The sequence below is a fragment of the Archangium violaceum genome, from assembly GCF_016859125.1.
In the GTDB taxonomy this organism is placed as follows: domain Bacteria; phylum Myxococcota; class Myxococcia; order Myxococcales; family Myxococcaceae; genus Archangium; species Archangium violaceum_A.
Genome location: NZ_CP069338.1, coordinates 4,703,732 through 4,717,966 on the forward strand (window position 1 = coordinate 4,703,732; position 14,235 = coordinate 4,717,966).

Here is a 14,235-nt window from a genome sequence, read left to right on the forward strand (position 1 = left end):
CTTGCTGACCCGTGAGTCCTCCCGGTCCGGATGCCGGAGGGCCGAAGCCCGGCTCGCGAAGCAGGCGATGGAGCGGGGTCTCGGGCTGCCTGTCCGCCGGGCAACGGTGCGCGCGGGGGGCGTCTCATGCCCCGGTGGGAGCGGACGGCTCGTTGGACGGAGGGGAGGGCGGCTCGGCGTGCGCGGCCGGTGGTTCCAATTGGAAGCGCGCGATGAGCGGCATGTGGTCCGAGAGTCCGTGGAAGCGGCTGCGCGTGTCCCCGAAGGGGCGCGTCTCGTCGGCGTCCAACCAGCGCACCCCGTTCCCGGAGAAGATGTGGTCCAGGTGCATGCGCATGTGCATGAAGCCGGCGGTGGGGAAGCCTCGCGAGAGGTGCGGATCGATCTGTCCCACCGCCGCCTGGGCACAGGCGAGGTGGGCCTCGTCGCAGAAGTAGTGGAAGACGGGCGAGGCCGGCGGCGAGTTGAAGTCGCCGCAGATGAGGAAGGGCTCGCCGGCCGCCCGGTGCCGCACCAGGGTGCAGAGCGCGCGTGCCTCGTGGAGCTGGTTGATGCCGTTGCCCATCTTGTCCCGGGTGGCCCAGAAGGCGCGGGAGAAGGGCGTGGGCAGGCTGAGGTGGGTGTTGAAGACGTGGAGGGGGAGTCCGTCCTCCTTGCGGAGCAGCCGCATGTGCGCGCAGATGCGGCTCTGCTTGCGCTCGCGCAACATCCGCACGTGGTGGTGCGTGATGTGGTGGGGCGAGTCCACGTTGTGGGTGTCCACCGCGAGCCGTTGGGTGTTGACGATGATGGCCAGCCCGGTGGTGTAGAGCGAGAACTCCCTCAGCTTGTAGTGGTGGGCGCGGAAGTAGAAGGCCTCGTAGGGCATGGGCCGGCGGAGGTTGGCGAACGTCTCCTCCATGCGCCCCATGAAGGCCTCCAACTGCGTCTCGTCCGGGTGGGAGGGGCGGTGGGCGACGCTGCTGCGGAAGGACTGGGTCTCCACCTCTTGCAGGCAGATGATGTCCGGCAGTGGCTCCAACGTGGCCAGGGCCGCGGCGACCCGTCGTTTGGGCCCCAGCGTGCTGGCGAGCCCGCGCAGGGCATGTCCGAAGTAGCGGACGTTGTAACTGACGATGCGTAGAGGCGTCTGGGCCATACTCGCTCGTGCGTCGTGTGGAAGCGGAAAGGTAGGGGGAACGTATTGCCTCTTCCTTCCGGGGGGGAGCGCCCCGGTCCGGGTGCGTCACCCCCAGCTCGGGATACCCCGCCGCCACCGGGGTTGCCCGGTCCCCGGGGGGGCATGCACCCCCTGGGGACGTCGTGCCCCGGAAGCAAGGACGCATGGCGGGTGGGCGGGGACGGACGCCAGGCAGGCGGAGGAGCCGGGGTGGTGTTAAAGGAAGGGGCACGCCATGACGTCCTCTCCTTCTCGTTTCCGCGGAACCGATTCCTATCTCTCCAGCGAGGGCCTGCAGGCCGCCGTCAACTGTGCGCTGACGCTCCAGCGTCCGCTGCTGGTCCGAGGCGAGCCCGGCACGGGCAAGACGCTGCTGGCCGAGGCCGTCGCCGAGAGCCTGGGGCTGCGCCTGCTCACCTGGCACGTGAAGAGCACCACGCGCGCTCAGGACGGCCTCTACGTCTACGACACCGTGCAGCGCCTGTACGACTCGCGCTTCGGTGACGGGGACGTCCGGGACATCCGCCGCTACATCCGCATGGGACCGCTGGGCGAGTCCTTCGCCTCGAAGGAGCGCGTGGTGCTGCTCATCGACGAGGTGGACAAGGCGGACGTGGAGTTCCCCAATGATCTGCTCCACGAGCTGGACCGGATGCGCTTCCGCGTCTCGGAGACGAACGAGGACGTGGTGGCCACGCACCGCCCCGTCGTCATCATCACCAGCAACAACGAGAAGGAGCTGCCGGACGCCTTCCTGCGCCGCTGCGTCTTCCACTTCATCGACTTCCCGGACCAGGAGCTGATGCGGCGCATCGTCGCGGTGCACCACCCGGGGCTGGACGAGTCGCTGACGAAGCAGGCGCTCGACATCTTCTACGAGCTGCGCAACTTCACGCGGCTGCGCAAGCGGCCGAGCACGAGCGAGCTCGTCGATTGGATCGCCGTGCTGAAGGCCAACGGTGTCACGAGCATGAAGCTGGACGAGAACCTGCCCTTCCTGGGCGCGCTGCTCAAGCGCGAGCAGGATCTGATGGCGGTGGCGGAGGCCTTCGGGCGCGGCCGCCGGACGAAGGCCTGAGCGAGGGCGAGCCATGTACCTGCCCTTCCTCTACGAGCTGCGGCGGCGCGGGGTGCCGGTGGGCGCGCAGGAGGCGCTCTCGCTGGCGGCGGCGCTGAAGGCGGGCCTGCACGACAGCTCGCTGGACGGCTTCTACCATGTGGCGCGGGCGCTGCTGGTGCACGCGGAGACGCACCTGGACGCCTTCGATCAGGCCTTCCTGGCGCACTTCAAGGGAATGGAGGGCGCGGGGCAGCAGCTCACGCAGGAGCTGTTGGAGTGGCTGAAGGACGCGCGCGAGCGGCGCGAGCTCACCCCGGAGGAGCGGGCGCTGCTGGAGCAGTTCGACGTGGAGGAGCTGGAGAGGCTCTTCCAGCAGCGGCTGGACGAGCAGCGCGAGCGGCACGACGGTGGGACGAAGTGGATTGGAACGGGGGGCGCGTCGCCCTTCGGGCACTCGGGGAACCCGCGCGAGGGCTTCCGGGTGGGGGGCGAGGGCACGGGAAGCCGCATGGCGATGAAGCTCGCGGGAGCGCGCAGGTACCAGGGCTACCGGGGCGACGTGGTGCTGGACACGCGGCAGATGGCGGTGGCGCTGCGCAAGCTGCGGGCCTTCGCGCGCGAGGGTGTTCCGGACGAGCTGGACGTGGAGGGCACCATCGCGGCCACGGCGAAGAACGCGGGTGAGCTGGAGGTGGTGACGCGCCCGCCGCGCCGGCCCAACACGCGCGTGGTGTTGATGATGGACGTGGGCGGGTCGATGGACCCGTACGCGCACCTGGTGAGCCGGCTCTTCTCGGTGGCGAAGCAGGCCACGCACTTCAAGGAGCTGCGCACCTACTACTTCCACAACTGCGTGTACGGGCGCGTGTTCGACTCGCCGTACCTGGTGGGAGGCATCAGCGTGCCGGACCTGTTGGGGCAGGTGGGGCGGCACCACAAGCTGGTGGTGGTGGGCGACGCGTTGATGGCGCCGTACGAGCTGGCGATGCGGACGAACGCGGAGGGCCGCTACGACCCCGCGGAGGGGAAGGAGGGGCTGGTGTGGCTGATGGAGCTGGCGCGCCACTTCGAGCGCAGCGCCTGGCTCAACCCGGAGCCTCCGCAGACGTGGCGGGGCAACACCATCCAGGCGGTGAAGAGCGTCTTCGACATGTTCCCCCTGACGCTGGAGGGACTGGGAGACGCGGTGGCGCACCTGACGAAGGGCCGCACGGTGCGCGGGCGCCGGTAGGGTGGGCTTCGTTCTGATGGACAGTGTACTGGCCGGAAGAATGAGCCTGCACCCGTGGGGTGGGGAGATTAGAAGGGGCGCTCCACTCGCCGTCCCCTCTCGAGGAGTCCTTTCATGGCCCCCATCTCCATCCAGCCGCTCTACACCGCCACCGCCACCTCGCACGGGGGCCGCAACGGCCGCGTCCGCTCCGACAACGGGACGATCGACATGGCGCTCACCATGCCCAAGGCCCTGGGCGGTCCGGAGACCCCGGGCTCCACCAACCCCGAGCAGCTCTTCGCCGCGGGCTATTCGGCGTGCTTCGAGGGCGCGCTGCGCCTGGTGGCCGGGCAGATGAAGAAGCAGATCAAGGACGCCCACATCACGGCCAAGGCCACCATCGGGAAGACGCCGACGGGCGGCTTCGGCCTGGCGGTGGAGCTCCACGGCAAGCTCGAGGGCGTGTCTCAGGCCGAGGCCGAGGAGCTGATGCACGCCGCGCACAAGGTGTGCCCGTACTCGCTGGCCACCCAGGGCAACATCGAGGTGAAGCTCTCGTCCGAAGTGGCCTGAGCCACCCGAGCGTCCCTCCGCCCATCGTTCGAGCAGCGCCCGGTCGTGCGCGCGCTGCTCGGCGACGTTGGCCGGCGTGCCTTACTTCTGACCCCCGAGCCAGGTGCCCCACCGGACGAGGCGGGAGCTGCCCTCGGGCTCGCGCTTGCCGTCCGGGAGCACGCGCTCGGTGCCCTCGCTGAGCGTCCGGAAGCGCGCTTCGTAGGGCAGGCCCGAGAGCACCGGCCCCCAGGGATCGGCCGCGACCGTCTCCGAGTAGACGCGCTGGATGCCATCCGAGGTCTCGGTGCGCTGCACGGTGATGGCGGGCACCGCGCGCTCCTCCACCGTGAAGGTGCCGCGGGTGCCGGACGCGGCGGCCGTGGGAGGCCAGTCACCGGCACTCAGCGCCTCGAAGGGCAGGCCCAGCAGCACCTCCTCGAGGCGCTCCGGCTCGGCCTGGGAGAAGTCGGAGCAGGGGGCCGCGTTGGTGTCGATGGGACCCTCGGTGCGCAGGAGGAAGCCGCGCTCGGCGGAGAAGCACACGCGATGCACGGCGGGCGAGGGGCCCATGTCCACGCGCCGGTCGTAGTACGCGCCGGGGCCCAGCGGCCTGTCCAGCGCGGGCACGGCGGCGTTGGTTCCCGAGCCCTCGCGGAACTCGCGCAGCGAGACCTGGATGCCGCCCGGCACGTGGAAGCCGGCGGACTCGGTGTTCGACTCGAGCAGGCCCTGGGTGAGGTAGAGCGGGCCCGGCTCGTTGGCGTACACGCGCGTGCGCAGGGGGCCATCCACGGGGCGCTGGTCGCTCACGTAGCGCATGGCCTCCCAGGTGCGGCCGGCGGTGGTGGGGCTCTCGGCGGTGGCCTCGCCCGCGTGGGGCACGTCGAGCGGGCGCGTCACGTCCGTGCGCACGGGGATGAGTTGATCCTGCGCGAGCCGCGTCTGCGCGAGGGGCTTGCCGGCTTCATCGGAGAAGGTCACGCGCACCCAGACCCAGGGCTGCTGCACGGCCTCCACTTCCAGCGTCACCTGCCCGTTGAGCGTTCGCGCGGTGCCGCCGCGGGGATCCGGGCCCTGTTTGGCGGAGAACGAGTAGGTGACCCGGTCGCCCACGCGGGCGCGCTGCCAGGCGTCCTGTGTCTGCACGGGGGCGTCCTTCTGGGTCTGGGTGTCGGAAGGGGAGGGGCCGCTCGACTTCATGCTCTCGCAGCCCGGGAGGAGGGACAGTGCCGCGCCCAGCAGCGCGGCGATGGAAAGAGGGGAGTGGCGCATTTGCATGGGAGACTTGATACACCGGGAGTGTATTCACTCCCATCTTTCGTTGGAGCCGCGCGCATGCCCCCGTCCCTGCCCATCCGCCGCGTCGTCCTCTACAAGCATGGCGTTGGTTACTTCGAGCGCCGCGGCAAGGTGAACGGAAGTGAAACACTTCACTTCGACTTCAAGGCACGGGACATGAATGACGTCCTGAAGTCGATGACGGTATTGGATTTATCGGGTGGTTCAGTATCGGCGGTGAGCTACGACTCCACCAAGCCGCTGGAGCAGCTGCTGCAGGAGGCCACCATCCGGATTCCGGACTCGGGGAGCCTCACGGCGCTGCTGGGGCAGATCAAGGGCGCGCGGGTGCGTGCGCGGTTGGGCCGGGAGCAGCAGGTGGAGGGCGTCATCGTGGGGCTCGAGTCCCTGCCGGTGGCGCAGGGCGAGGTGGCGGTGCACCGGCCCTTCCTGACGCTGCTGGTGGGCGCGTCGCTGCGCAGCTTCGACCTGCTGGACATGGCGGAGCTGGTCTTCCTGGACGACACCGTGCGCAAGGATCTCGAGTTCTACCTGGCCACGGTGCTGTCCTCGTACAAGAAGGACACCAAGCGGCTGTCCGTGCTCACCGCGGGCGAGGGCGAGCGGGAGTTGTTCGTCTCGTACGTGCTGGAAGCGCCGGTGTGGAAGACGAGCTACCGCATCCTCCTGGACGAGGAGCGGAAGCCGCTGCTGCAGGGCTGGGCGGTGGTGGACAACACCGGGGACGAGGACTGGGAGGACGTGGACCTGGCGCTCATCGCCGGGTTGCCGGTGTCCTTCGTGCACGACCTCTACAACCCGCGCTACATGAAGCGGCCCGTGGTGGAGGTGCGCACGGAAGCGGCCGCGGCGCCCGTCATCCCCGAGGAGGCGTTCGAGACGGCGGCCGTGGAGGAGGTGCTGGCCGACGAGGGGGCGCCCATGGAGATGATGAATGCCATGCCAGCGATGGCCGCACCGGCTCCCGCGCCCATGCGGACCTTCGGGGCGGGACCCAGGGGCGCGAGACGGCGCGAGGCCATGGAGCGCAGCGCGGACGTGAAGACGCTGACGAAGGAGGTGGGTGACCTCTTCGAGTACCGGGTGGACCACCCGGTGACGGTGCACCGCAACCAGAGCGCGCTGGTGCCCATCCTCCACCGTCCCTTCGAGGGCAGGCGGGTGCTGCTCTACAACCGCTCCACGCGCGAGAAGAACCCCATGGCGTGCATCGAGCTGAAGAACACCACGGGGCTGACGCTGGAGGGCGGGCCCGTGACGGTGACGGAGGCGGACACGTACGTGGGCGAGGCGATGCTCGACACGATGAAGCCCGACGACAAGCGCTTCGTCCCGTACGCGGTGGAGCTCGGGTGCGTGGTGTCGGTGGAGGACAAGACGGAGGAGGGGCCGGTGTTCAAGGCGGTGGTGAACCGCGGCACGCTGGTGGTGGAGTTCTTCCACTTCCGGCGCACCCACTACCTGGTGCGCAACAAGGCGAAGCGGGCGCAGACGCTGTACCTGGAGCATCCGCGCACGGGCTGGCAGCTGCGGGACACGCCGGAGCCCGATGAGACGACGGACGGCTTCTGGCGCTTCAAGCGCGAGCTGGCGGCCGGCGCGAGCGAGGACTTCGCCGTCACCGAGTACTCGGGAGGCCAGCGCTCGTACTACCTGTCGAACACCGGGGCGGACGAGGTGGGCTTCTTCCTGAGCTCGGGCTTCATCGACGAGCGCGTGGCCGAGGGCATCCGCGAGGTCATCGCCATCCGCGAGCGGGTGGCGCGGCTCAACGAGGACGAGCAGCGGCTGACCCAGGAGCGGGCACAGCTCTTCAAGGACCAGGAGCGCATCCGGGCCAACATCGAGTCCCTGAAGAGCGGAGCCTCCCAGCGCGAGCTGGCCGAGCGCTTCGTGACGAAGCTGAACGAGCAGGAGGATCGGCTGGAGTTCATCGCCCGCGAGCTGGAGCGTGTGGCGCGCGAGAAGCGCGAGGCCCAGGACGAGGTGAACCGTAAGGTCAAGGCCCTGTCCTTCACCGCGGACCTGGGCACGCCCCCCGCCGACAAGGGCAAGGGGCGAGCGTAGGGTCGAGGAGCCGGGGCGGGGGAGCCCCGGCTCCGTCCTCGTGTGTTACGGGGCCCGGTAGACCTCGGCGCCCGCCACCACCGTGAGCTTCACCTGGGCCTTCAGGAGCTCCGCCGGCGGCGCGTCCACCGGGTCCACCGAGAACGCCACGAAGTCCGCGTCCATGCCCGGCTTCAGCCGCCCCCGCTCGTTCTCCGCGAACGCCGCGTAGGCCGCCCCCACCGTGAAGCCCTCCAGCGCCTCCTCGCCGCTCAGCCGCTGCTCGGGGTACCACCCGCTCGCGGGCTGGCCCTCCGCGTCCTGCCGCGTGCGCGCCGCGTACAGCCCCAGCACCACGTCCGGCCGCTCCACCGGGAAGTCGCTGCCGAGCGCCAGCGGCGCCCCCGACTCCTTCAGCTTCCGCCACGCGTACGCGCCCTGGATGCGCTCGGGGCCCACGCGCCTCTCCGCCCACGGCATGTCGCTCGTCGCGTGCGTGGGCTGCATGCTCGCCACCAGTCCGCCCTGGCCCATCCGCTGGATGTCCTCCAGCCGCATGATCTGCGCGTGCTCCACCCGGTGCCGCAGGTGGCGCGTCCCCGTGGCCTCGGACTCGCGCAGCAGCGTCTCCAGCACCAGCGTGTTCGCCCGGTCTCCAATCGCGTGCGTGGCCACCTGGAAGCCGCGCGACATGAAGGCCTTCACCCGCGCCTCGTACTCCTCGGGCTTCAGCAACAGCAGCCCGCGGTGGCCCGGCTCGTCACTGTAGGGCTCGTGCAGCGCCGCGCCCCGGCTCCCCAGCGCTCCGTCCAGCATCAGCTTCACCGACCGCAGCGTCAGCATCCGTCCCTGGAAGGGGCCCTCGCGCAGGTATGCCGCGTGGTCCGGTCCCTGGCCATCCGCCATCGCGTAGACGCGCAGCGGCAGCGTGCCTTCCTTGTCCCAGCGCTGCAGCAGCCGGAAGGTGCGCAGGTCCATGCCCGCGTCGTGTGCTCCCGTCAGCCCCACCTCCGCGCAGCGCGCGAGCGCCGCGGCGAGCCGCGCCTCCAACTGGGCGTCCGTGGGGGGCGGCACCACCGCGAGCACCAGGTCCATCGCGTTGTCCACGAGCACGCCCGTGGGCTCTCCGTCCGGGCCGCGCAGGATGCGGCCTCCCGCCGGGTCCGGTGTGTCCTTCGAGATCTTCGCGCGCCGGAGCGCCTCGCCGTTCACCCACAGCGCATGGCCGTCCACGCGCTCGAGCACCACCGGCGTCTTCGGCAGCTTCGCGTCCAGCTCGGCCCGGCCAGGGAAGCTCTTCTCCGGCCAATCGTTCTGATCCCACCCCCGGCCGATCAGCCAGTCACCCTGCATCGCCGTGGCGGGCGCGGCGGTCACTCGCGCGAGGATCTCCTCACGCGAGGCCGTGCCCTCCAGCTGCACTCCGGCGAGGCTCTGGCCGAGCCCCGCCAGGTGTCCGTGCGCGTCGGTGAGGCCGGGCACCACCGTCACGTCTCCCAGCTCCACCACCCGCGCGTCCGCTCCCGACGCGGCGAGCACCTCGTCCCGGGTGCCCACCGCGAGCACCTTCCCCGCGCGCACGGAGAGTGCTTCGGCGATCGGCCGCTCCGCATCGAGCGTCCGCACGCGCCGCGCGACATACACGGTGGTGGTGGAAGAAGGAGCCTGCTGTGTCTCGGCTGCTCGCCGGGCACAACCGGCCGCGCACACGACGAGGAGCACCGCGCCAAGGAGGGATTTCAACCCGTGCATCGCTCACCTTTCGGACTGCCCCGGAGGCCGGGGTCGGTGGCGGCGCACTCTGGCGCACTCGCGCGCGAGTGGGAACTTCGTGCTACGGGTTAACGCTTCACCGGCTCGGCCAGTCCCTTGCTCACCGCGTCATCCAGCAAGGTCTGGGCCTTCTTCTCGGTCTCCTGGCTTCGTGCCTCCATTCCCTCGCTGAGCTTCTCCATCTCCTCGCCGAAGTCCTCCATCGGCTCGCTGTACTTCTCCATCTCGTCGCCGAGCGCCTCCATCTGCTGCTCGAGGGGCTCTATCTGCTTATCGAGCTCATCCATTTGCTTCTCGAGCTCCTGCTGCTCGCGCTTGAGCTGCTCTCGCTGGCGCTTGATGTCCGGGGTCTCCTCCCCCTCTTCCATGTCCAGGAGGCTCTCCTTGAGGGAGAGCTGGGCCTGCTTCCGTCCCAGCTCGCCACGCTTCGTGCCGAGCTCCCCCATCTTCGAGCCAAACTCGCCCATCTTCCCGCCGAGCTCGCCCATCTTCCCGCCGAGCTCGCCCATCTTCTCGCCGAGCTCGTTCTGCTTCGCGCCGAGCTCCCTCACGGCCTTGAAGGTGTCATCGAAGGCGCGCAGCGTCGCCGCATCGCGGATGATGAACTCCTGACCATCATCGCGGCGCGTGTAGAGCAGGGGCAGCTTCCCGTTGCCCGCGAGGTTGCGGGCCACCTTCAGGTCGTGCGTCGAGCCGGACATCATCGCGTCGCCCTCGGACCGGAGGAGGACGTAGGAGTACCTGCCGTCTTCGTTTTCATGGATCACGCTCGGAGGCGCGGGAGGCTTCGCCGGGGCGGCGGGCTGCGCGGCGGCGACGCGGGGCGCGGGGGCCGGGGCCTTCAGGGCGGGCAGGGCGGCGGGGGGCACCAGGGGCTTCACGGGCTCGGCGGGACGCGCGGCCGTGGCGGGCGCCTGGGCGGCGGGGGGCGGCGCGGGTGGAGTGGCGGGCGTCTCGCGGGCCACCACCTGGAAGGGGATGATCGCCACCAGGGCGAGGCCTCCCAGGGTCCAGCGCGTCCAGCGGCGGTGCTTCGATTCGGTCCCAGCATGTTCCAGCATGGCGATCCTCCGTTTGAGGGCTGCGAGGTGTGACGATGCACCGGACGCCGCCGCGGCAGCCGGAGCGCGGGCGACACCGAAGATGAGCAGGAGCCGCCCGTACTCGCGGGGCGCGGCACCGGTGGCCTGGAGCGCGGCGGCGTCACAGGCCTCCTCTCGGGCGAGCGCGTACTCACGGCACGCCCTCCGCACGAGCGGATGGAAGAAGAGCGCCGCCTGCGCGAGCGCTGGCACCCAGCCGAGCCACAGGTCCCCGCGCCGCACGTGGGCGAGCTCGTGCGCCAGCGCCATGCGCTGCTCCAGGGGGGACAGCGTCTCCAGGGCCTTGCGCGGCAGGATGACCTCGGGGCGCAGCGGGCCGAGCGCGAGCGGGCTCGGCGCATGCTCGGAGACGAGCAGCCGGGGGACTCGAGAGAGGCCCAGCTCCCGCCCGAGTGCCGCCGCGGCCTGGTGGAGCGAGGCGTCCTCCAGCGGCCGGGCCTCGCGCCGGATGCGGCGCAGCTGCGCGAGCCCCCGCATCAGCTCCCGCCCCTGCCACGCGATGCCCCCGAGCCACACGAGCAACGCCCCCCAGACGAGCGCCGTCCAGCCCCTGCGCATTCCGGCGTGTTCCCTCGCGTGCACCCCGGGCGTGGGCCCATCACCGCGCTTCCTCTCGCCCGCCCCCACCTGCGCGAGAGCCGGCGCCGGGGCCACCTCCTCCACGACGGCCACGCGAGCCTCGGGCGCGGGCAGCAGCGGCAGGCGCACCGCGACGGGCGCGCACAGGCCCACCAGACACTTGAGCCCCACCAGCCACCACAGCGTGGTGCGCACGGACGCGGGCAGCCTCGGCAGCGCGCGCGTGAGCGCCCACACGGCCAATGCCCAGAGCGCTCCCTGCCACGTCACCTGCCAGAGCGCCCGCAGGACACCGGGCCCGAGCTCCATCACCGCGTGCGGTTCCAGGGCGCTCATTCCTCCCCCTCCTTCTTCGACTTGAGCCGGGCGACGGCCTCTTCCAGCTGGCGCAGCTCCTCGTCGCTGACCTCGTCGGCCTGGGACAGCCACGTGGCGAAGGGGGACAGCGAGCCCGCCAGGGACTTCTGCACGAAGTCCCCCACCACGCCGCGCAGCAGCTCCGCCAGCGGCACGCTCGAGCTGTACTGGTAGACGCCCTCCACCTTGTTCCGGGTGAGGTGTCCCTTGCTCCGCAGCCGCTCCATCACCGTGAGGATGGTGGAGCGCGCCAGCCCCTGCGGCTCACCGAACTTCTCCGCCACCTCTCCCACGGTGGCCGGGCCGTGCTCCGCCACCCAGCGCAGCACCGCCAACTCCTGGTCTCCCACCGGCTTCTTCATGCACCCCACCCGCGTGACTACAAGTGTCGTCACGAAGCAAGGTATCGGTGACTACGGTTGTAGTCAAGCCGGGGGAGGTGGGCTCAGGAGCTCTCGCGCTCGAGCACCAGCGGCGTCCAGTCCACGCCCAGGGACAGGCGGGGGACGGTGACACCGCCGTCCGGGGCGGCGGTGATGGTGCCGCTGGCCTTGCCGAAGCTCCAGCGGATGCGCTCGCCCGGCAGACAGTGGAAGCGCTGCACGCGCCGGGGCGTCACGTCCACCACGGGTGTGCGGGTGACACCGGGGCCGAGCACCGCGCGCAGCGGCAACACGAAGCGCCCCCGCGTATCCACCAGGCCTTTGGAGTCCCAGCGCAGCGAGCGGTTGAGCATGCCCGCCACGTCCCCATCCCAGCCCGTGTCGCCGGCGACCTTCGGGTCTCCCGCGTAGCCGGAGTCGTTGCGCCATGGCTGGCGCCCGTTGCCCCCGCTGCCCGGGTTGCCGTCCCACGAGGAGCGGCTGAAGGCGGGGAAGGCCTGGTCCCGCCGCAGGAGGGTCCGCGCGTCCGTGCGCGGGTTCCAGCCGCGGTCCCACCAACGCGCGCCCAGCCAGGGATCGGTCTCCACGTGTCCGCCCTCGTCCCAGACGGCGACGTGGCCGATGTGCCAGGACTGCAGCGCTTCGTAGAAGGAGGCACCCGTGAGGGGGCTGGGCCCCACCACGGAGCCGAAGTGGATGATGGGATCGTCCTTGCCGTGCTCCAGGAAGAGGAACTGCGAGCGCGCGCCGGGCTCGTCGCGCAGGGCGCGCGTCAGGTCCAGGCGGCTCCAGACGCCCAGGCCCCGCGCGTCCGGCACCTCCTCCTCGGGCATGCCCCACAGCGAGGAGAGCTGCGCGAGCCGCCAGGGACGGTGGGCCCGCGCCACCGGCTGCGCGTGTCTGGCGAACACTCCCGCGAAGTGTCGCGCGTCCAGCAGGCCCAGCGCCAGCGCGCCCGCGCCGCCCATGGAGTCTCCCTCCACGAAGACGCGCTCGGGGTCCGCGCCAGGGTAGCTGCGCAGCACCCACTCCAGCAGCGCCAGCACCCGGCGCGCGGTGTACGGCGGCACGGCCGTTCCCTGCACCGGGCCCCGGGGCAGGCTCTCGGAGTAGCCCCACCAGTAGGTGAGGTTCGGGTCACTCGGCTGGATGATGAAGCGATCCGTGGACACCTGCGCCGTGGGCGGCCAGTTGCCCACGCCGTGCAGGCTCACCGTCACCGGCATGGGGTTGCCGGCCATGGCGGCCAGCGGCACCGTCACCACCGCGGGGAAGGTGCGCCCGGCGTAACCGGGGCTGTCCAGCCACGTGTCCGTGGGCTGCTCCAGTGTCAGGCGCAGGCTGCCGGGCAACTCCTCGCGCTGGACGATGCGCGGCTCGGGCGGGCGCACGGTGTCGCGCACGGCGATCGTCATCCGCGCCTCCGTCGTGGCGTGGTCGTCCCGGGCGGTGAAGGTGACCTCGTGGCGCCACCCACCCTGGATGAAGTCCGGTTGGAAGGTGAGCGTGCGAGCGGGCTCGTCCCAGTGCGCCCCCGGCGGCAGCCCGTCCGCGAAGATGCGGAGGTTGCCCCGCGCGCCCTCCACCTGGACGCTGACGCGCAGCACCTCCTCCTCGTTCACGCTCTGCAGGGGCGGGACCCGCAGCGTGAGCCTCTGGGGAATCAACGGCTCGGTCTCCGACTGCGCGGACGCGGACCGCGGCGGGTCGAACACCCCCACGAGCAGCAACGCCAGGACCACCGCGAGGTGCCGCGGATTGCAAGACTGGAACATCCACACCCGACGCATCGTGCCACACCCTCACGAACGGCTTCAGAGGGGACCGAGGTCCCCGAGCCGCGGTTCTCGGCCCTGCTCTGTCATTGAGCAAACCGCATGCCCCTGACACGGAGGCGCGGCGTGTTCACGGATGGTCCGGGTGGAGCCGGTGCCTCCACCTGGAGCGTTGGGAGGTGAGGTTCCGGTTCTCGAAGAGCTTCACCAGCACGAGCCCCGCGACGAAGCCGCCCACGTGGGCCCAGACGGCCACCCCGCCGCCGCCCTCGGCGCTGAGCTGATTGAGCTGGGGCAGGCCGGTGATGACCTGGAGGCCGAACCAGTAGAGCAACACCACCCAGGCGGGCAGGGGGATGATGCGGATGATGATGATGATGATGAAGAGCATGTTCACCCGCACGCGCGGGTAGAGGATGAGGTAGGCCCCCATCACCCCGGAGATGGCGCCCGAGGCCCCGACCATGGGAATGGGCGAGGAGGGGTCCACCGCCACCTGGGCCGCCGCCGCCGCCAGGCCACACACCACGTAGAAGACGAGGAAGCGCAGCCGGCCCATGCTGTCCTCGACGTTGTTGCCGAAGACCCAGAAGAAGAGGCAGTTGCCCAGGATGTGGCCCCAGCTCCCGTGGAGGAACATGGAGGTGAGGGGCGTGAGGCGGTTGATGGGCTCCTGATCGACCACGCACGCCAGCCCGTCTCCGAGTGGCACCGGCAGTCCCACCGGGGCCCGTCCGGTGAGCTCGCCCGGGACGAGCCCGAGGTTGCACACGCTGGAGACGAGGCTCAGGGGGTCGAGGCCGGCACCCTGGATGAAGACCCAGGTGGCTCCGATGGCACCGAGCAGCAGATAGGTGACGATCGGCGTGCGGAGTGTGGGGTTGTCATCACTGAGAGGAATCATCGGGCGGCTCCATCATGTCCATGACGCAG

Annotated in this window: 11 protein-coding genes; 4 read left to right on the forward strand and 7 right to left on the reverse strand. The window is 70.7% G+C overall.

Translation table 11 applies throughout. The features are described from left to right. Positions 1–124: 124 nt before the first annotated feature. Positions 125–1,138, reverse strand: a complete 1,014-nt coding sequence (locus JQX13_RS20265; protein ID WP_203410596.1) for an endonuclease/exonuclease/phosphatase family protein — start codon at positions 1,136–1,138, stop codon at positions 125–127. A gap of 256 nt (positions 1,139–1,394) precedes the next feature. Between JQX13_RS20265 and JQX13_RS20270 the strand changes: the two genes are divergently transcribed. The 3 genes from JQX13_RS20270 (at position 1,395) to JQX13_RS20280 (ending at position 4,005) form a co-directional block, all read left to right on the forward strand. Next, complete coding sequence (locus JQX13_RS20270) at positions 1,395–2,237, forward strand: AAA family ATPase (protein WP_203410597.1); 843 nt, start codon at positions 1,395–1,397, stop codon at positions 2,235–2,237. Between the two features lie 13 nt (positions 2,238–2,250). Continuing rightward, positions 2,251–3,450 carry a vWA domain-containing protein gene (locus JQX13_RS20275; protein WP_203410598.1) on the forward strand — a complete coding sequence of 400 codons (1,200 nt, stop codon included), beginning with the start codon at positions 2,251–2,253 and terminating at the stop codon, positions 3,448–3,450. 114 nt (positions 3,451–3,564) lie between these two features. Next, positions 3,565–4,005, forward strand: a complete 441-nt coding sequence (locus JQX13_RS20280; protein WP_203410599.1) for an organic hydroperoxide resistance protein — start codon at positions 3,565–3,567, stop codon at positions 4,003–4,005. 81 nt (positions 4,006–4,086) lie between these two features. Here JQX13_RS20280 and JQX13_RS20285 read toward each other — a convergent pair whose 3' ends face one another. Beyond that, positions 4,087–5,265 carry a DUF6068 family protein gene (locus JQX13_RS20285; protein ID WP_203410600.1) on the reverse strand — a complete coding sequence of 393 codons (1,179 nt, stop codon included), beginning with the start codon at positions 5,263–5,265 and terminating at the stop codon, positions 4,087–4,089. A 57-nt stretch (positions 5,266–5,322) separates the two neighbouring features. Between JQX13_RS20285 and JQX13_RS20290 the strand changes: the two genes are divergently transcribed. Further along, positions 5,323–7,353, forward strand: a complete 2,031-nt coding sequence (locus JQX13_RS20290) for a hypothetical protein (RefSeq protein ID WP_203410601.1) — start codon at positions 5,323–5,325, stop codon at positions 7,351–7,353. A gap of 45 nt (positions 7,354–7,398) precedes the next feature. On the opposite strand, the gene JQX13_RS20295 is transcribed toward JQX13_RS20290, so the two are convergent. From JQX13_RS20295 to JQX13_RS20315, 5 genes are all read right to left on the reverse strand, one after another. After that, positions 7,399–9,084, reverse strand: a complete 1,686-nt coding sequence (locus JQX13_RS20295) for an amidohydrolase (RefSeq protein ID WP_203410602.1) — start codon at positions 9,082–9,084, stop codon at positions 7,399–7,401. An 89-nt stretch (positions 9,085–9,173) separates the two neighbouring features. Continuing rightward, positions 9,174–11,123 (reverse strand): M56 family metallopeptidase, encoded by a 1,950-nt coding sequence (locus JQX13_RS20300; protein WP_203410603.1) that lies wholly within the window; start codon positions 11,121–11,123, stop codon positions 9,174–9,176. Continuing rightward, the gene (locus tag JQX13_RS20305) at positions 11,120–11,506 is read right to left on the reverse strand and encodes a BlaI/MecI/CopY family transcriptional regulator (protein ID WP_203410604.1); all 387 of its coding nucleotides are present in this window, start codon (positions 11,504–11,506) and stop codon (positions 11,120–11,122) included. The genes JQX13_RS20300 and JQX13_RS20305 overlap by 4 nt, the downstream gene beginning before the upstream one ends. A gap of 83 nt (positions 11,507–11,589) precedes the next feature. Continuing rightward, positions 11,590–13,302 (reverse strand): hypothetical protein, encoded by a 1,713-nt coding sequence (locus tag JQX13_RS20310; protein WP_203410605.1) that lies wholly within the window; start codon positions 13,300–13,302, stop codon positions 11,590–11,592. A gap of 130 nt (positions 13,303–13,432) precedes the next feature. Further along, entirely contained in the window at positions 13,433–14,206 is a 774-nt protein-coding gene (locus JQX13_RS20315; RefSeq protein WP_203410606.1) for a rhomboid family intramembrane serine protease, read from the reverse strand. Positions 14,207–14,235 lie beyond the last annotated feature (29 nt).

Excerpts from the sequence above, each read along its gene's own strand:
- JQX13_RS20265 (WP_203410596.1), bottom strand. The coding sequence starts at position 1,138 with ATGGCCCAGACGCCTCTACGCATCGTCAGTTACAACGTCCGCTACTTC.
- JQX13_RS20300 (WP_203410603.1), bottom strand. The coding sequence starts at position 11,123 with ATGAGCGCCCTGGAACCGCACGCGGTGATGGAGCTCGGGCCCGGTGTC.
- JQX13_RS20275 (WP_203410598.1), top strand. The coding sequence starts at position 2,251 with ATGTACCTGCCCTTCCTCTACGAGCTGCGGCGGCGCGGGGTGCCGGTG.
- JQX13_RS20270 (WP_203410597.1), top strand. The coding sequence starts at position 1,395 with ATGACGTCCTCTCCTTCTCGTTTCCGCGGAACCGATTCCTATCTCTCC.
- JQX13_RS20280 (WP_203410599.1), top strand. The coding sequence starts at position 3,565 with ATGGCCCCCATCTCCATCCAGCCGCTCTACACCGCCACCGCCACCTCG.
- JQX13_RS20290 (WP_203410601.1), top strand. The coding sequence starts at position 5,323 with ATGCCCCCGTCCCTGCCCATCCGCCGCGTCGTCCTCTACAAGCATGGC.
- JQX13_RS20285 (WP_203410600.1), bottom strand. The coding sequence starts at position 5,265 with ATGCAAATGCGCCACTCCCCTCTTTCCATCGCCGCGCTGCTGGGCGCG.
- JQX13_RS20310 (WP_203410605.1), bottom strand. The coding sequence starts at position 13,302 with ATGTTCCAGTCTTGCAATCCGCGGCACCTCGCGGTGGTCCTGGCGTTG.
- JQX13_RS20315 (WP_203410606.1), bottom strand. The coding sequence starts at position 14,206 with ATGATTCCTCTCAGTGATGACAACCCCACACTCCGCACGCCGATCGTC.
- JQX13_RS20295 (WP_203410602.1), bottom strand. The coding sequence starts at position 9,084 with ATGCACGGGTTGAAATCCCTCCTTGGCGCGGTGCTCCTCGTCGTGTGC.
- JQX13_RS20305 (WP_203410604.1), bottom strand. The coding sequence starts at position 11,506 with ATGAAGAAGCCGGTGGGAGACCAGGAGTTGGCGGTGCTGCGCTGGGTG.